Source organism: Gemmatimonas aurantiaca T-27 (assembly GCF_000010305.1).
GTDB lineage: Bacteria > Gemmatimonadota > Gemmatimonadetes > Gemmatimonadales > Gemmatimonadaceae > Gemmatimonas > Gemmatimonas aurantiaca.
Genome location: NC_012489.1, coordinates 4499704 through 4517821, shown reverse-complemented (window position 1 = coordinate 4517821; position 18118 = coordinate 4499704). Strand labels below are relative to the sequence as shown.

15 protein-coding genes are annotated in these 18118 nt (G+C 65.3%); 6 read left to right on the top strand and 9 right to left on the bottom strand.

From position 1 onward, the window contains the following. The first annotated feature begins 44 nt into the window (after positions 1-44). From GAU_RS19570 to GAU_RS19555, 4 genes are all read left to right on the top strand, one after another. Complete coding sequence (locus GAU_RS19570) at positions 45-725, top strand: hypothetical protein (RefSeq protein WP_015895647.1); 681 nt, start codon at positions 45-47, stop codon at positions 723-725. Positions 726-918: 193 nt separating this feature from the next. Next, the gene (locus GAU_RS19565; protein ID WP_041265743.1) at positions 919-4443 is read left to right on the top strand and encodes an Ig-like domain-containing protein; all 3525 of its coding nucleotides are present in this window, start codon (positions 919-921) and stop codon (positions 4441-4443) included. Beyond that, positions 4440-5045 carry a DUF6438 domain-containing protein gene (locus GAU_RS19560; RefSeq protein ID WP_015895645.1) on the top strand — a complete coding sequence of 202 codons (606 nt, stop codon included), beginning with the start codon at positions 4440-4442 and terminating at the stop codon, positions 5043-5045. Before GAU_RS19565 ends, GAU_RS19560 begins: the two co-directional genes overlap by 4 nt. Beyond that, positions 5045-5338, top strand: coding sequence for a hypothetical protein (locus GAU_RS19555; RefSeq protein ID WP_015895644.1), 294 nt, complete (start codon positions 5045-5047; stop codon positions 5336-5338). The genes GAU_RS19560 and GAU_RS19555 overlap by 1 nt, the downstream gene beginning before the upstream one ends. 163 nt (positions 5339-5501) lie before the next feature. On the opposite strand, the gene GAU_RS22865 is transcribed toward GAU_RS19555, so the two are convergent. From GAU_RS22865 to GAU_RS19535, 4 genes are all read right to left on the bottom strand, one after another. Beyond that, positions 5502-7385: a serine/threonine-protein kinase gene (locus tag GAU_RS22865; protein ID WP_015895643.1), complete on the bottom strand. Its 1884-nt coding sequence runs from the start codon at positions 7383-7385 to the stop codon at positions 5502-5504. Continuing rightward, complete coding sequence (locus tag GAU_RS19545) at positions 7382-8335, bottom strand: Stp1/IreP family PP2C-type Ser/Thr phosphatase (protein ID WP_015895642.1); 954 nt, start codon at positions 8333-8335, stop codon at positions 7382-7384. The genes GAU_RS22865 and GAU_RS19545 overlap by 4 nt, the downstream gene beginning before the upstream one ends. A gap of 85 nt (positions 8336-8420) precedes the next feature. Next, complete coding sequence (locus GAU_RS21515) at positions 8421-9737, bottom strand: serine/threonine-protein kinase (protein ID WP_015895641.1); 1317 nt, start codon at positions 9735-9737, stop codon at positions 8421-8423. Positions 9738-9782: 45 nt separating this feature from the next. Next, complete coding sequence (locus tag GAU_RS19535) at positions 9783-11522, bottom strand: trypsin-like peptidase domain-containing protein (protein ID WP_041265742.1); 1740 nt, start codon at positions 11520-11522, stop codon at positions 9783-9785. Positions 11523-11784: 262 nt separating this feature from the next. On the opposite strand from GAU_RS19535, the gene GAU_RS19530 reads away from it, so the two are divergent. After that, a complete protein-coding gene (locus tag GAU_RS19530) occupies positions 11785-12432 on the top strand; it encodes a hypothetical protein (RefSeq protein WP_015895639.1) in 648 nt (215 codons plus the stop codon). A gap of 87 nt (positions 12433-12519) precedes the next feature. On the opposite strand, the gene GAU_RS19525 is transcribed toward GAU_RS19530, so the two are convergent. Together GAU_RS19525 and GAU_RS21510 are read right to left on the bottom strand one after the other, a co-directional pair. Beyond that, positions 12520-12951 (bottom strand): DUF6524 family protein, encoded by a 432-nt coding sequence (locus GAU_RS19525; RefSeq protein WP_015895638.1) that lies wholly within the window; start codon positions 12949-12951, stop codon positions 12520-12522. Positions 12952-13007: 56 nt separating this feature from the next. After that, positions 13008-13541, bottom strand: a complete 534-nt coding sequence (locus tag GAU_RS21510) for a hypothetical protein (RefSeq protein WP_015895637.1) — start codon at positions 13539-13541, stop codon at positions 13008-13010. Between the two features lie 58 nt (positions 13542-13599). Between GAU_RS21510 and GAU_RS19515 the strand changes: the two genes are divergently transcribed. Continuing rightward, a complete protein-coding gene (locus GAU_RS19515) occupies positions 13600-14238 on the top strand; it encodes a DUF4126 domain-containing protein (protein WP_156799153.1) in 639 nt (212 codons plus the stop codon). Between the two features lie 33 nt (positions 14239-14271). Here GAU_RS19515 and GAU_RS19510 read toward each other — a convergent pair whose 3' ends face one another. From GAU_RS19510 to GAU_RS19500, 3 genes are read right to left on the bottom strand one after another with little or no spacing between them, the layout of a single operon-like run. Then, entirely contained in the window at positions 14272-15261 is a 990-nt protein-coding gene (locus GAU_RS19510; protein WP_015895635.1) for a 3-keto-disaccharide hydrolase, read from the bottom strand. Beyond that, a complete protein-coding gene (locus GAU_RS19505; RefSeq protein WP_015895634.1) occupies positions 15258-15800 on the bottom strand; it encodes a (2Fe-2S)-binding protein in 543 nt (180 codons plus the stop codon). Before GAU_RS19505 ends, GAU_RS19510 begins: the two co-directional genes overlap by 4 nt. Further along, positions 15797-18106 (bottom strand): xanthine dehydrogenase family protein molybdopterin-binding subunit, encoded by a 2310-nt coding sequence (locus GAU_RS19500; RefSeq protein WP_041265741.1) that lies wholly within the window; start codon positions 18104-18106, stop codon positions 15797-15799. The genes GAU_RS19505 and GAU_RS19500 overlap by 4 nt, the downstream gene beginning before the upstream one ends. Positions 18107-18118 lie beyond the last annotated feature (12 nt).

The window sequence follows — 18118 nt, the reverse complement described above, 5'->3', positions numbered from 1 at the left end:
CCGGGCCATGAGCCAATTGCGGCGTGAATTGCGCGTGTAGAGGTATGGAGTCGATCGCGTGGGACAGCGTGGACGCGCGGGTGCGGGCCGGCGTGTGCGTGGACGCAGGTGCCGACCCCCAACATGAGGCACAGGCGCGTGTCATCAGACCCGTCACTCCGGAAGCGCTGGGCGCCCGGGGGGTGTTGGCCATGGTGGTGGAATGCCGCGGCGCACCCGGCGCGAGCCTGGCCTCTCGCCTGATGCTCGAAACGGTGGCCGGTTACTTCGAACGCGATGGACCGCTCCGTGCTGGTTGGCTGGTGCGAGCGCTGGAGGCCGGGTGTGATGCGGTGCGTGGCACCGCGCGACGTCAGCGATTCATGCGGGGCGTGACGGTGAGCGGCGCGGTCCTGCTGGTGCACCAGGGCATGGCCAGTGGTGCGTTTGTCGGCAGCGCGCCGCTTTACCTGCTTCGCGGGCGAGATCGTTACCGGCTCTCGGGCGACACCGTGACGCAGCCGCTGTCTCGTGCCGTGGCGGTGACGTGGGCACAGCCTTTCATGGTAGATGCTGACGACCGCTTCCTGCTGTGCACTCGCGCCGTCGCCGGAGAGGGGCTGGACGTGCTGGCGCAGCGGCCAACGGCCGACCACCCTCAGGTGGCTTGCAATGCCGTCGTAGCCGCAGCCAGGCAGCGAACCGCCTCCACGGCGCTCGCATCGGCCATGCTCGTGGCGGGATGACCAGGAAAAACGTTCGCTTCTTTGCGAAATGAGCCATCAGCGCGCACTTCTACGCGTGAAATGCGGGAACCTGTTACCAGAGGAGCACGGAATGCATGCCATACGTCGGCCGGCGCAGCAGCCGGGGGCGACCCACGAGTCCGGGGCGGGTCACCGTCCAAACCGTTCACTACCGAACCATAGAGGTCGGTTCATGATCGCCACCAGAAAATCCACGGTCGCGAGAGCGTGGCGCGCCGCCTCGCTGGCGGCCGTTGTTGCCCTCATGACGGCATGTGGAGGTGGTGAAGCGGCCGCCCCCCGTGTCGTGTCGTCTGTGGATGTCTCGCCGGCCTCGGTCACTGTGCAGCCAGCTCAGTCGACCGGTTTGACGGCGACCGCCCGTGAAGCCGATGGCACGGCGATCACCGGACGGTCGGTAGTGTGGAGCAGCTCCAACCCGGCCGTGGCGACTGTGTCGGCCACGGGGGTGGTGACCGGCGTGACCGATGGCGTGACGTCGGTTTCGGCCACGGTGGGTTCGGTGAGCGGCAGTGCAGCCGTGGTGGTGCGATCGACGGTGGCGACGGTGGGGATCACGCCCACCACCGCCACGGTGACCATGGGCCGCACGCCCGTGCAACTCAGCGCGGCTCCGCGCAACGCGGCGGGCGCCACGCTGGCCGGCCGCGCCGTGACGTGGAGCTCCTCGGCGCCGACGATTGCGAGCGTGACCGCTACCGGCCTCGTGGCTGCGGTGGCACCCGGCACGGCCACCATCAGCGCGACCAGCGAAGGGATCACCGGATCGGCGGCCATTACGGTCGCGCCCGACCCGTGCAACGTGGTCCGCGCGCTTCCGATGGGGCAGACCGTCGCCGGCACCTTCACGGCCAACGACTGTGTGCTGAGTGACAGCACGGCCCTGCAGCGTTATGCGTTCACGCTGACGACCCGTACGAAGGTGGAGATCCTGATGTCCAGCACGGTGCTGGATTCCTATCTCTTCCTCGTCGACTCGGCACTCAACATCATCGTGGAAGACGATGACGGCGACACGGGTCGCAATGCGCGCATCATGCGCACGCTGCCGGCCGGTCGGTACGAGATCATCGCCAATGTGTTCGACCCGCGCACGTACGGCGCCTACCAACTGACGCTGCGCAACGCACCCGTCCCATGCACCACCGGACGGACGACGACGTTTCCGACCACGCTCGCGGCGACTCTCGCCACGTCGGCGTGTCGCATGAACGATGGCAGCTATCAGGATCGGTACGACATCACCGTGGCCACACGTGGTCTTTATCGTGTGGAAGTGGCCAGCACGGCGTTTGATGCCGTGGCGGTGGTGCTCGACCAGAATGAAAATGTGGTGGCACAGGACGACGACAGCGGCACGGGCACCGATGCCTATCTCGAAGTCGCCCTCGCGCCTGGCCGCTACACCGTGCTGGCCACCGGCTATCCGGGCCAGACGGGTCCCTATCGTATTTCGCTGGTGCAGGCCGTCGACCCGTGTGGTGTGAACCGCACCATCACCCTGGGGCAGTCGACCATCAACACGCTGAGCACCACCGATTGTGCCCTCTCGGATGGTGGTGGCCCTGCGCGGTACATGCATCGGACGGGGTTGACACTCACCACCACCACGTCGGTGCAGATCGAGATGACCAGCACGGTGGTCGACGCGTACCTCATTCTGCAGAACGGCGCGACCGGTGCGGTGGTGGCCGAGAATGACGATGCCTCGAGCACGACGACCAATGCGCGCATTCTCGCGACGCTGCCGGCCGGCAACTACATCATCAACACCACCACGTACAACACAGGGGAGACAGGCGCCTACCAGATCAGCGCGACGGTCGCGCCGAATTCCACCGTGAACGTGAGCGTGACGCCGTCCGTCATGTCGCTCGTGCCTGGCCAGACGCAGTCGGCTCGCACGACGGTCACCGGGTCGGCCAACACGGCGGTGATCTGGCAGAGTAGCAACACCAATGTGGCGACCGTGTCCACGGATGGTGTGGTCCGTGCGCTCACGCCGGGTACCACCACCATCTCGGCGATCTCGCAGGCAGATCCCCGTCGTTCGGGAACGATTGCCGTGACCGTGGCGGCCACCGACGGCAGCGTGAATCTCGACGTGTCGGGCATGTACGTGGTACAGTCGGTGCAGCAGGCCGACGGCCGCATTCCGCTGGTCGCCAATCGGCAGGCAGTGGCACGAGTGTTTGTCCGCAGCAGCCGTACCGGACTGGGCACGGCGCAGGTGCGACTCCGGGTCATCGAAGGGAACGCGACCATTGCCACGTTCAATGCCACGGCGACGCCGACCTCGACGCTCGATGAGAGCTGCTGCTCGGCCGACTTCTCGATTTCGGGCTCCATGATCCGGGCCGGCGTGTCATTGTTGGCCGATGTGGATCCGAACAACTTGGTGGGCGAATCGAACGAAACGGACAACGTGTATCCCGTGGTCGGCCCGATGCCGCTCAACGTGATCTCGGTGCCGCCGATGACGATGAAGCTCATCCCGGTGCAGCAGGGGCGGAGCGGCGCGGTGGGTGTGGCCAGCAGTTCGCTGTTCAACATCTTCCGCTCGGTGTGGCCGCTCGAAGTGATCAACGCGACGGTGCGCACGGCACTGGTGATCGACTACACGATCGGCTCGCAGAACTTCGACGACTGGATTCGCCTCGTACGTGACGTGGAGATCGTGCGGCAGGCAGAAGGTGGTGCGCACTACTACTACGGTCTGATCCGCACGCGTGGCACGAGCGGTGTCCTGGGTCTCGCCAACGGCATTCCCGCACGCACCGCGATCGGCATCGACGAAGGCTCAGATTTCGGTCCCGCGGAAAGCCGCCTGACGTTCGCACACGAGTTGGGGCACACGATGGGCCTGCGTCATGCACCGTGTGGTGGTGCAGCCGGCCCTGACCCGAACTACCCGTTCTCCGATGGCCGCATTGGTGTGTACGGCATGGATACCTTCGGCGGCAATGCCATCAAGGGACCGGTGGTGAACGACATCATGACGTACTGCCCGAACCAGTGGGTGAGCGCGCACAACTACCGCAAGGTGATGGACTTCCGTCAGGCCAACCCGAACGGTGTGGGGAACCTGCTGGCGCCGACGCGAGCGTTGCTGGTGTCGGGCGGCATTGCGGCCGATGGGATCACGCTCGACCCGGCCTTCTCGGTGACCGCGTCGCCGGCAACGGCCGATGCGCGTGGCACGCATGTCATCGAGGGTTTCGATGCGAACAACCGTCCGGTGTTCACGTGGCGCTTCTCGCCGTATCGTGTGGACGATGCGCGCAGTGAACAGGAAGCGTTTGTGGTGGCCGTGCCGATGAGTGAAGCCACGCAGCAGAAGCTGGTGCGCCTGTCGGTGCGTGAAGCGACCGGGGCCTTCGGCTCCGCCCGGAGTGCCGTGCGCACGAGTGCACTGGCCATGGCGGCGAATGCCGGTGCCACGACCGCGATACCGGTGAATGCCATGGCCCAACTGCGGCGTAGTGGCGGCAGAACAGAACTCACCTGGTCGCCCGCGGTGTCCCCGGCGGTGATGGTCCGGGATCGCACGACCGGTGAAGTGATCGCCCTTGGGCGCACCGGCACACTCGATCTCTCGCAGTTCGGTGCAATCGAACGCCTCGACCTGCACGTATCCGACGGCACCAAGAGCGCGCGGCTGGTCATTGATGCCACCACCGGGGCCCTCCGTCGATGAGTCGCTTGCGCAATGCCTCGATGGCCATGACGCGCGTGGTTCGAGTGTCCCTCACGCTGGCGTGTCTCGCTTCGGCGAGTCTCACCACGGCGTGCCGTACGCCGGCTGCTGAACAGCAGCCGGCGGGGGAGACGGCCACGGCGCAACCCGCAGATGCATCGACGTCGCCGCAGGCCACGTCCACCGCGCCGGCGGTGCTGATGCTCGAGCGCGGTCCGTGTTACGGACGGTGCCCCGTGTATGCGGTGGCACTGTTCGCGGACGGTTCGGTGCACTTCGATGGTCGGCAGCACACACAAAGCCTGGGTATTCACAAGGGCGCGGTGCCGGCCAACGATGTGGCGGCCCTCACGCGTCGCTTTCAGACCGAATTCTCGAACATCAAGGACAGTCTGTACGTGCACGAGGCGCCGGGCTGCGGTCAATTCATGACCGATGGCCCGAGCATCTTCCTGTCGTTCCGTGATGGCACACACACGCGCACCGTGCGTCTCGATACGGGATGCACCGGCGCGCCACCGATCATTCGTCAATTGGCCGTGGCGGTGGACAGCATCGCCCGCACACCAACCTGGGTCGTCGGACCCGGAGGAAATCGCTGATGTTCTACACGACACTTGCTCTTGCCCTGGCCCTCGTGCAGCCTCCCGTCGGTGCGGCGCCTGTCAGTGGCGTGGCGTCGGTGAACGCGGTGGGATCTCATGTGCAGAAGCACCCCAAGCAGAAGTCGGCGGCAGTGCGGGCAAAGCCTGCCGCCGTGCGGGATGTCGACAAGAGCGCGCGGAGCACCAGCGCGGTGATGGCCAAGGCGCCTGCTGCGCCGGTGGTGGCACCGGCAACGAAGGCGAAGCCGGCCGCCAAGGCAGCAACCACACCGGCGGTGCGCGGCAAGTAGTACCGTCCGCGGCGCGCTGCAAACCACGGCAGCGCGCCGCATCTCGCAGGCTCGAAGACAACATCGGGATTCGACAACACAAAGCGCGACCGTGGACATTCACGGTCGCGCTTTGTGTTGCTGTTGATCCTGGTGCTGGTCTTGATGCGCCGAAATGTGTTCTCTACTTGAGTGACAGCGATCCGGTGGGGCGTACACTGGTCACGCGCCACCGCGTTCCATCGCGATGCAACTCGGCGGTGAACTGCGCCGCACGTCGGCGATTGGCTCCGAAGGGCGATCGCACATTGACGTCCGAAGAAAATGTGGCCGTGGCCTGTGTGCCTTGCAGGGAGATATCGAGACCTTGTGGAGCACTGGCCGACACTCGGCCTTCACGCGCGAGCGCCACCCAGTCGTTCTTCACGCCGCCCTGCAGCAACGATTCCGCGCCTGAAGGCTGTGCGAGTTCCCCCAACGCGTTGCCCAGCGCCGCACGAATCGATTCACGTGCTGCCGCGGCACTCTCGGCGGGCGATGACGGTGCCGGCGTTGGCGTGACACTCACCACGGGGACATCCGGTGCTTCTCGTGGCACCTCATTGCGAGGTGGCGTGGGGCGCTCCGCACCGCCGCTCGCTCCACGGTCCCGCGTTGGAGGCGTCGCATCACGTTCACGGCGCTTGTCTGCCGACGGGGGTGGGGTCGGCCTGGGTGCAGGTTGCGGTGCGGGGTTCGACACGGGTGGCACCACCGGCGCTGACGAAGGTGGTACACGCAGTGAGGCGAGATCTTCGCCAGCGCTCGGCGGCGCGGGTGAAACGGGTCCCGCTGGCATGATCGCGGTGGTGGTGTCCGCACCAGGCTTCACCGGCGTCACCGGATCGGTGCGGGTCAGACGCATACCAACCGCCACGGCCGCAAACAGTGCGCCGGCTGATGCATACACACGCCAGTCACTCCACCGACTTCCTGCAATCGGGGCACCACTATCGAACTTTCCAGACAGCATCGCCGAGGGGCGTGCGTGCTCGTTGGTTTCTGCCACCACGCGGGTCTCGGCGATATCTCCACCCTGTGCCACGGTGGCCTTGGGTGCCGCGAGCCGGGTTGCGACCGGCTCGCGCACCTCACGCGGATCACGAGTCGTCGGCGCCTCATCGAGCACCGCGTCGTTCGGTGCGTCCACGGCCAGTCGGGTCTCGGGAGCTGGTGTGGAGCGTTTGGCCGCACTGCCTCGCGCACTCGATGGCGCCGCTTCGAGCGCTCGCGTGAGCTCCTGCGAAAACGCCATGGCATTCGGGAATCGATGGGCAGGCTCGTTGGCCATCGCCCGAAACACGATCGCATCGACAATGCTCGGCACGTCCGGCACGAACTGGCTGGCTGGTGGCGGCGGATCATTGAGCTTTTTCATCATCAACGCGTAGTCCGAGTCGGCATCGAACGCCATGCGTCCGGTGATGAGCTCGAAGAGCACCGCGCCGACCGCGTAAATGTCCGTGCGCGCGTCCACCTCGTGGCCCCGCAACTGCTCTGGCGCCATGTACATCGGGGTACCCACCGAGTGGCCCACCTGCGTCTGCCGGCTACGACCCAGCATGCGGGCGATACCGAAGTCCATCACTTTCACGGCGCCATTGTGCGCCAGCATCACGTTGGCCGGTTTGATGTCCCGATGCACCACGCCCATGTCGTGGGCATGATCGAGAGCATCCAGCACCGCGATACACAGCTCACAGGCACGTGGCCAGGTGATGCGCCCTGAGCGCTCCACGATGGCTTCCAGGGTATCCCCACGCACGAACTCCATGATCATGAGCAGCTCGTCCTCGTGCTGCTCCAGTCCGTGCAAGGTGGCAATGCGCGGATGACTGAGACGTGCCAGAGCACGGGCCTCCTGCCGGAAGCGCTCCACCAGCGAGTCTTTCCGTGCGAGGTCGGCGCGCAGCACCTTGATGGCCACTTCGCGATCGAGCATGCGATCGACCGCGCGGTACACGGTGCCCATGCCCCCGTCACCGAGGCGATCGACGATGCGGTAGTTCCCCACCACGCGCCCGATCATCGCATGATCTCGATGGTACGTGTCGCGCCAGGTGAGGCAGCCGGTCGGTCGGCGGCACGCAGGTGCAGCATCACCACCGAGATGTTGTCGAGTCCACCACGCTCCCGTGCCAGGGCAATGAGCCGGTCACAGGCGACCTGCGCATGCGGGGTGCCATGCATCATGACGGTACGAATGTCCTCATCACTCACGAGGTCATAGAGACCATCAGAGCACAGCAGAAACACATCGTCCGGCTGCACCACAAACGGGTGATTCCAACTGCTCACCTCGATCGCAGCATGGCTGCCGAGCGCACGGGAGATGACATTCTTGTCGGGGTGATGGCGCGCCTCTTCGAGCGACAGGATGCCACGGCGTACCATGTCCATGACGGCGGAATGATCTTCGGTCATGAGCAACAAATCGCCATCACGCAGCAGGTAACAACGCGAATCACCGACGTGCGCACACCACGCCGCCCCGTCGCGCAACACCAGCGCGCAGCAGGTAGTGCCCATACCCCGGAGCGCCGACTGTTTGCGCCCGGCATCGAAGATGGCACCATTCGCTGCCTGAATGGCGTGCACGAGTGCATCGGGCAGTTGCGCGTCGTCGGCACGAAGCGCAGCAGCAATGGTATCGCGGGCGAGTGCGCTGGCCACTTCACCTGCTTCATGACCACCCATGCCGTCACACACCACAGCCAATACCCCGTGGCGACGCATCGCATCGGGCGATCCGGGCACCTGCAACAACAGGGTGTCCTCATTGAGCTCGCGCACACAACCGGGATCGGTGGCCGTTCCTGTCTCGAGTTGCCAGGGTGCGGCGGCCGCGACGGTCCGACGCTGCTCGTTGGTGTCCCGCAGCGCGTGACCTGCGGAGCCGGACGAGGCCGCGTGTGCACGCGCACCCGCGGCAGACGATGTGCCGGAGAACCAGCCGACGACAGTTTGCAGTAACGACATGACAGCGCTCAGCAAGAAGTTCAGCAGAGAGTCAGCGAACGTTGACCAGAAGAGAAAAGACCGCGACGATGTCGCATGACAAACGTCAGGGTGGCCGACAGCGGCGCATGCTTTCCATCACCGCATCGAGCCCTTCCGTGATGCGAAGGCGCAGTGGCGTGTTGTCGCAGCCTGCGCGGCGCAATTCGAGCGAAACTTCGGTGCCCAGTGGCGCTTCCAGTCGGTAGGGCGTGACGCCGACTTGCACATCATCACGAAACACCGCCGCTTCACCTTCGAGAACGCGGATGGTGACGTGAAGCAGCGCCCGCGTCGGGCCATTTCGCCCGTCGTTGCGCCCAGACGCCGCCTGTGTGGTATCTGACACGTCGGTGTCGTCGACCGCAGGCGACGGTTGCAGCGTCACGAGCAGAAACAACAGCATCGCGATGGCCGACACGGCAGCCAGCACAAGCCGCCATTCCCGGGAGGCGCGTCGCGCGACCTCACCACTCTTGCCGAACAGCAACGACGGCTCGGAGATGAGATTCCAGGCCGGTGCCAGACGCGCTGCCCCGAGGCCCATACCGGCCGGGCTCCCGATCGACAACCGGCGCACATCGTCCAGCAGCGCCTTCACATCGGGATACCGATCGTCGGCACGCACACGCAGACAGCGCGCTACAATCCGATCGACGTCGCGTGGGATTGCCGAGCGTAACGCCGACGGTGCTGTGTAGATCCCTTTGAGAATGCGCTCACCCAGCAGGCCCGGCGCATTCGCGGAAAATGGCACGGCTCCGGTGAGCAATTCATAAAACACGATGCCCAGTGCCCAGATATCCGAACGGGGTTCGGCACGTCCGGTGGTGAGCTGCTCCGGTGCCAGCGACTGCAACGTGCCCACCACATTGCCGGTGCTGGTGAGCCGTGGTCCGCCGGAACTGGTGGCAATGCCAAAGTCGAGCAGCTTCACCGTGCCGTCTTCGGCGATGCGCACATTGTTGGTCTTGAGGTCGCGGTGCACGACGCCGCTCTTGTGCACATACGCCACGCCCTCGGCCAGCGCCGAGAAAATGCGCACCGCTTCGGTTACTGGAAGCGCCCCTTCGCGGTGCAGGCGTTCGTCGAGCGATTCCCCGTCGACATACTCCATGATGAGACAGGGCAGGCCATCCACCTCGAGATACTCGAACATCCGGGCAACATTCGGATGCACCAACGTCTGGTGGATGCGCGCTTCATTGCGGAACCGTTCAAGCCCGGTGCTGCCAACGGCATCGGCATTGAGTACCTTCGCCGCCGCCACGCGCCCCGTGTCGCGATGCATCACGCGATACACCGCGCCCATGCCACCTGCCCCGACAAAGTCGATGACCCGGTACGGTCCGATCGTCGAACGTCGGATGAGAGCAGGAGACATGGGCTGAATGCGTGTCGTCGAAAATCAGGAAGGTCAGCCGGAAGTTCAGCGCGACGCGGTCGGATCGCCGATCTTGAGCAGCTCCATCGCGTAGCGGATCGGGATCGAGAAGGAGACCTGCGCGTCCGTCGTCTTGCCGGCGAAGTAGATGCCGATCACCCGACCAAACGCATCGAACATCGGACCACCGCTGTTGCCGCCGCCGGTGGAGTTGATGGTGAGCTGGTAGGTGTCACCGCTCGGTGCGTACGTCATGAACCCGTCACGCACTTCCGCATCGGCCGCACGCAGGATCTTGCCGATGTTGCCCGTCGACAGTGTCGGGTCGGGGAGGATGCGCTGCTGTGCCTCGCGGTTGAACATGTCGCGTGACTTGATGACGGTGATGACTTCTTCCGAGACTCCCGGATAACCCATCACGGTGACGGCATCACCCTGACGCGTGGCATCGTAGGTGTCTTCCATCGTCACGTAGGACAGTGACTGCGGTGCGTCCACCTTGATCAGGGCCACGTCATGGCGCTGCGAGGGGCGCACATTGCTGGCTTCGAACGGTGTGGGATCCTTCGGGAAACGCACATACAGGTATTCCACACGCGCCTGGAAATCGCCGATGTCGCCCTTGGGGCCAGCCTGCTTGGTTTCCGAGGGGATCCACTGTCCCGGCGGACGGGTCACGACCGCATTGCCGCCTTCGTCCATCATCGGCAGACCGGTGCGCGAATCGATGATCGGGCCGACATCGTTGGCATCGAAGCGATACCACGTCTGCCAGTTGTAGGCCACGTGACGGTTGGTGATGATGAACCCGTTGGACGTGACGACGAAGCCGGATCCGCGCGAACTCACGCCGATCGGTTCGCCCGAATTGGCATCGAGGGTGAGCGCCGGTTCCACGCCACTCTGCACCTGCACGTAGGCGGGCACCATCTGCCGGCCGTTGTCCACGATGGGGCGGCGTGAGCCGTCTCGCATCTTGATGACGTTGGGCACGAGCCGGTGATAGACCTGTCCGCCCGAACCACGATGCGTGAGCTTCCAACTGAAATCGACCTGCACCACCGCGCCACTGTGCGCGGCCGCGATCTCGGCCGGTTGCATCTGCTTCGACAATTCGCCAGCACGGCCCTGCGCTTTGCCGAGGCTGTCGAGACGCGCGCGATCCGCGTCCGCGCGCTCGTCGGTACGCGCCGCCTGGATCTGATTGAAGCCCACCACACCCAGAATGAGTGCGGCCGCCACGCCGAGCACCGCAAACATGTTGCGACGGCCCTGGTTACGGGTCTCGCCGATCATGCGCTCCACGGTGGCTTTGCCGATGCCGTTCGGCGCACCCGGTGCATTGCCCGAACCGCCGGCCATGCTGGGCGCCGCACCCGATCCACCGATGCGCGTCTCCGCCACGCTGGCCACCGGGCCATCGAGGCGCGTGGCTTTCACGTACATCGCCGGCAACGGATCGATATCGAACTGCAACTCCGGCCCACCAGCGCCCAGTTGGATCACATCACCTGGCTGCAGCGGGCGATCGCCCACCACACGCAGCTTGTTGAGGAATGTGCCGTTGCGGCTATTGAGATCGGTGAGCGTGAAGCGATACGGATCTTTGAGATCCCGGACAATACGGGCATGCTGGCGGCCGACGAGATCGTCCTTGTCCGGATCGAACCGGATGCCGGCGCTCGGATCGCGGCCGATGGTGAGTTCACCAAACTGCTCCAGCGGGAATTCCTCGAGCTGACTGGCCTTCGATCCTTTGAGGTGGCGGAGGACGACGCGTTCCATTGCTTGGGATCTCCATGAGAGGCGGTGCGGGCGGCACCGGGAAGTGGAGCGCATGTGGGCCGTGTGGAGGCAGGTCCCGTGGCATCGCTCATTTCCTCACGCGCAATCGCCGCAAAAAACGGCTCATGCCCGCATCAGGCACTTGGCATTTCCCGGCGATGAGCCATTTGGCGGCCGGTCTGCGCGTGTGCTGATAGAAGGGAGATCCACGGTCATGGTGGCGTGGCGCTCTCCCGACTCTCCAGAACCCGAGGATCGGTCCATGTCTGCAGTTCGTCGTTGCTCCCTGCTGGCCGCCGCCGTGTACTGTGGCATGGTGGTTTCCCCACTCGCGGGTCCCCTGGCCGCGCAGTCGGCGCAGCGTGTGTCCATTCAGGCGTCGGGGCTGTATGTCGGCGCGTACGGTGACGCGTACGAAGGGCTCAAGCCCGGTGTGGGTGGTGAAGCGCAGTTGCGCTACACGCCCAGCGTTTGGTCCTTTGGTGTCGGCGGGCAGCTCTCCACCCACGATCTCGATGGACCGGGCTTTGAAGGACAGCAGGTGAAGTTGACCGGTGTCTTCTTCGAGCCGCGCCGGGTGATCGACGTCGGCAGCACGGTGGTCGCGCCATACATCTCGGCGCGTTTTGCCTATCTGCGCCAGTCTATCGATTTCACACTGTCCGATGGCCGCGAAACGGTGGACGTGCAGGCCAAGGCGAGCGGCAGTCAGGTCAACGCCGGAGGTGGACTGCTGTTCCGCATGTCCCCGCGTGTGAACCTCGACCTCGGCGCCACGTTCGGCATGATTCGCTTCGGTGATGTGGAAGTGAATGTGCCCGGCATGGGGAACACCACCGTGGACGGAAGCAGCGGCACCGGTCAGAACCTGGTCATTCGTGCGGGTCTCGCGATCGGCCTGGGCAAATAAGTCCGCCCGCGATCGTGATACAGACATGAACGACGAAGGGGCCCCCGCAATGGGAGCCCCTTCGTCATGCACACGTGGTGATGCGCGTCAGTCGGTCGGGTCCATGTCGACCTGACCACTGAGCCGGCGCGAGAGATGCGACCAGCTCATGCCCACCGCCAGCAGCAGCGCGGTGCAGAACAACACCACGTGCGTGAGGCCACGTCCGGACGATGCGCTCACGATGCCGAAGTCGAGCAGCAGCCATACCAGTGCGCCCGAGATGGCGAGCACGATGACCGCGCCGCCGAGGCCGATGGAGCGGCGGGTGGCATTGAGGAAGATGGCCCACCCGGCCAGCAGGGCGAGACCAACCAGGAACTTCACGGACGCAGGACCGGCCGTCTGCACTCCGGAGATCAGCGGCGCGAGAGCCCAGTGGAAGTACGAGTACCCCTCGGGGTTGTAGGTCGCGAAAACCAGAACGAGTGCTGCAAGTGCGCGCAGCAGAATGCCGCTAAAGCCGGGAGCAGTGGCCATGACCGGGTGCGTCAGGGTGAAGAGCCAACCAACAGGGAACTCGTGGCCTCATACGATCAACGGGTCGCCCGTCGCGAAAGCCGACGGGCGAACCGGGCGACGGCGATCAGGCACCACAGGCCCGCCGTTGCCACCAACAGGAACTTGATCGTTGCGGCCGTTCCGGCAAGCAGGGCGCGCGTTGGGGTGGGCCCCTGCGCCAGCGTCTGCCACAACAGGTAGTTCTCCAGACCGTCGAGTGGCGCGCAGCACAACACGAGCCACATGAGGGGGCGCCCCAGATCGCCGAATGATGAGGCGGCGTGGCGCTGCTCGACGGTCCGGAGGAGCCCGACGCTCAGTGCCAGGAAGGGCGGATACACGAGCAGGAAGACCACGTCGAGCCCGAGACTGACGCGTGCGGTCTCCAACACCCCGGCGTTGCGCCAGGCGTGCACGATGGCGTCGGCTCGTTCGGTGGCGAACGCCAGTTCAAAACTGATGATGCCCGCCGGCGCTTCAGGTCCGCGCAGCGGCGCACCGAGCACGGTGAGCTGGACCAGGAGCACCAGCGAGAGTGTTGCAAGGAACAGCCAACTGAAGATCCGCATGGGGTTAGGGTAGCCGGTCGGATTCGCGCCGGGAACGGGAAGGCACTATCTCTCATGCATGATCATGGCGCTGCCGGTTTCCGCAGAGGCTCTTCTGGGCGTGGCGGTGGGCCTTGGCCTCGCCGCCGCCGCCGGGTTCCGCGTGTTTGTCCCGCTGCTGGCCGCCGCGGTGGCCGCGAAGACCGGCCTGCTGCCACTGTCGCCGGGCTTCGAGTGGCTGGCCAGCACACCAGCATTGGCCGCGCTCGGTACGGCCACGGTGCTGGAGGTGGGCGCGTACGCGGTGCCGTGGCTCGATCAGTTGCTCGATATCGTGGCCACGCCGGCTGCGATGCTGGCCGGCATGCTGGCCGCCGCATCGGTGGTGGTAGACTTGCCGCCGCTCATCAAGTGGAGTGCCGTGGTGCTCGCCGCCGGCGCGGCCGGTATGACGCAGGGCGCCACCGTGTTCACGCGCTTCAAAAGCACCACGCTCACCGGTGGGGTGGGCAATCCGGTGGTGTCCACCCTGGAGCTGATCAGCGCGGTGGTGACGAGTGCGTTGGCGATTTTCCTGCCGATCCTGACGCTGGTCGCCGTGATCCTGCTGCTGGTGTTTTTCACACGCCGCGTCCATGGCGTGATTTTCGGCCGACGCAGCGCACGTGAGGCGATCGTGACGGCCGGTGGTCCACCAAAGGTGCCGCGCGGGCCCTGACACCTTTGGCGTGGCTTTCGCCATCACGTCTTGTTACGGCGTTTTCGCGGGCGTGATCACGATGTTGCGGTATTCCACGGCCGTGTGATCGCCCTGCAGGTAGATCGGCCCCGGTGCGCCTTCATTGCTGTCGAGCGCACCACCGGTGATGCCGGGAATGGTCTGATCGGCAATGACGGTCTTGCCGTTGAGCACCACCGTCACCCGGCGCCCAATGAGGGTGATGTCGTACGTCTGCCAGACGCCGGGCCCCTTGGACACGTTCTCATTCGCGGTCAGGAAACCGTAGATCCCACCCAGATGCACTGGTGAGGGTTCGAGATCGCCGTTGTCCTCCACCTGGACTTCATAGCGGCCGCGCAGGTATACGCCGCTGTTGCCGCCCTTCGGGTAGCGGAACTCGAGATGCAGCTTGAAGTCGGTGAAATGCTGCTTGGTGGCGAGGTTGGCGCCCGAGCGCCGGTTGGTGAGCACGCCATCCACGACAGACCACTGACTGGTGCCAGCGAGCGGCGCCCAGGCGTCCATGGTCTTGCCGTTGAACAGCACGATGGGGGCAGCCCATACCGGCGCCGAAGTGCGACGCAGGAGGGGGGCGCGCACGGCTACGAAGCGATGCACATCACCGCGCGGCGTCGTGAGCGTGCCCGTGAGCCGGTCATCGGCAAACGCGCCTTCCACGCGCAGGTCGTTCGATTCTGCGTCCCACTGTGGCGGAATCGCAAACCGCATGGTGTTGTTCACAAACTCCACCTTCGCGATCGGGCGTGCGCTGCCTCCCGATCCCACGAACCGGCCCACCAGCGTACGAACGCCCGACTGACTCACTTCCAGCCAAGACGGATACGGGCCGTTGGCGCCCTGCACGGTGAGATCCCAGCGCCCGATGATCGGTGCGGCGGCCTGCGCGCGCAGAGCACTACTGTCGAGCAGCGGCATGGCCGCGAGCATCGTGCCTGCCATCAACGTGCGCACGAAAGCTCCCGACAAGGATCGCAACAAAAACAGCGGCGTATGGCTCATGGCGAGGACGATGGAGGTGGAGGCGTTGGAGCAGACGACGAATCGGACGTGGGCATCGCAGGCGACGCGGTGAGCAACTGTTGTGCCGCAGCGTGAATGGCGGCGCGAATGCGTGGGTACGTACCACACCGACAGATATTGCCTATCAGGGCTGCATCGATATCGGCGTCGGTGGGCATGGGATGTTGCAGCAGTAGCGCCGTCGTGGCCATGACCTGTCCCGACTGACAGTAGCCACACTGTGGCACATCGGCGTTGACCCAGGCGGCGCGTACGACTTCGACCACGGCGCCCTGCAGCCCCTCGATCGTGGTGATGGATCGACCCGCGAGCGTACCGATGGGTGTCACGCAGGCCCGCGTCGGCGCGCCGTCCACATGCACCGTGCAGGCACCACACAGCGCCATGCCGCAGCCGAACTTGGTGCCCATGAGCTGCATCGATTCACGCAGCGCCCACAGCAACGGAGTGTCCTCGCTCATGGCCACTGCGTGTTCACGGCCGTTCACCAGCAACAGGATCGGGGCGCCCTGACTCATGTGCCGGCACCACCCCGCACCGCGCGCGACGTCAAACGCAGCGGCAGTTGCCGAAGTCGTCGACCAATCAACACGGCGATGGCGTTACCCACCGCCGGCGCCACCGGTGGCAGGGCCACCTCGCCGGCACCACTGGGCGGTTCCGAACTCGCGATGAGATGCGTTTCGATCACCGGGCATTCGTCGATACGCAATGGACGGTATTCGTGGAAATTGCCCTGTCGCACACGACCGTTTTCGATCGTGATTTCGCCGTGCAGCGCGGCCGAGAGTCCATAAATGATCGCGCTCTCCACCTGCTGTGTCACGCCGGCCGGGTTCACGATCAGGCCACAATCGATGGCACTCACGACGCGATGCACACGGAGTTGTTGCGCGCCGTCGATCGACACGTCCGCCACCTGCGCCACATAGCTGCCAAACGACCAGTGCAGCGCGAGTCCGCGGGCACGCAGCAACCCATCGTCTCCACGTGCGATGGGTGTGTTCCATCCGGCGGCATCGGTGGCGCGTCGCAATACCGTGGCCGCTCGGGGATGACGGGCCAGCAACGCGAGTCGATACGCCAGTGGATCCTGTCCGGCCTGCTGCGCCAGTTCATCGATGAACGACTCGAGAAAAAACGCCTGATGTGAGTGACCCACACTGCGCCACGAACCCACCGGCACCGGTAGCGAAACCTCCGCATGGGCCGCCCGCACAGCAGGGAATTCGTAGGGCTGATCCCATGTTCCCTCGGCCATGGTGCGGTCGGGCCCCCGCATGGTGGGAACAAAGCCCACGCGCTGGCTCAGTGCTTTGAACGGCGCCTGACTGGCCGACTGTACGACGATGGCACGCACGTTGCCCGTGGGTGACAGGGCTGCCCGGAAGCGTGTGACCGCCGCCGGTCGATAAAAATCGGCCCGCATGTCGTCTTCGCGTGTCCAGATCACCTGCACCGGCACACCGGGGATCGCTCTGGCAATCATTGCCACTTGTGCGGCGTAGTCGGCTTCGAGGCGCCGCCCGAACGCACCGCCCAGTTGATACTGGTGCACGGTGATGCGCGAGGGATCGATCGCCGTGACATGCGCCACCGCATCACGCACAAATCCCGGTACCTGCGTGCCCACCCAGATCTCCGCCTGGTCGCGGGAGATTCGAGCGGTGGCGTTGATGGGCTCCATGGCCGCATGCGCCAGATACGGCGCTTCGTACAGCGATTCCATCACGCGCGCACCGGGGGCGTTCACGAGCGCCTCGGCATCACCACTGCGGCGAAAGGCAAACGCGTCGCCACGCATCGCGCGCTCCCGCAGCGTCGACATGATACCGTCGCTGGAGAGGGCCGCATGCGGACTGGGGCTCCATTCGATGGCCAACGCTGGCAATGCCTGGCGCGCCTGCCACCACGATTCGGCAACGATCGCGACGCCTGGCGGGTCACCATAACGCGTGCCTTCGAGTGCCACCACCGCGCGCACTCCCGGACGGGCCATCGCGGCTTGTTGGTTGAAGTGCAGCGGTCGACTGCCCAACACCGGTGGCATGGCCACCGCCGCATACAGCATGTCCGGCAGCGCGACGTCGATACCGTACAGCGGCGCACCCTGCACCTTGTCGCGCGCATCGAGACGCGGCGTGGACACGCCGATGCGTGTGAATTGCGAAGGTGTCTTGAGCACCACCCGGGAAGGGCGCTGACGCACCGCTGCCGAAATCAGGGACCCGTACCGCAGGCGCTGCGTGCCACACACCACCACACCACGTTCCGTGCGACATTCCGCAATCGGGACACCCGTCTGCTCGGCCGCCGCCGAGAGCAATGCCTCGCGCGCGGTGGCGCCGGCCTGGCGGGCCACCATCCAGCAGTCGCGCACACTCGACGAACCACCGGTCATCATCACCCCAATCTCGCGAGCGACTTTGGCGGTGAGCCACCGCACGCCGCGCACGAGCGGCGCGTCCAGTTGATCCGGATGGATGGGCAGGCCATCGACCAGTGCGGCGACATTGCCATAGATGCGATCGATCGGACTGTGAGTCACCCGCACCTGCTGCCAGTCGCAGTCGAGTTCTTCGGCCACCAGCATGGCCAGCGCCGTGTGAATGCCCTGACCCATCTCCGCTTTGGGCGCCACGATGGTGACCGTATCGTCGGGGGCGATCGTGAGCCAGCCATTGAGCGCTACGATGCCACTGCCAGCGGGGACTTCGGGCGCATGCCGGCCCTGCAGCCGCTGTCTTGGGGGGAGCAATGTCCACCCGAGGAAAAGCGCGCCACCCGTGCCCAGTCCCGCCAGCAGAAACGCCCGCCGTCTCATACGGAGAAAATG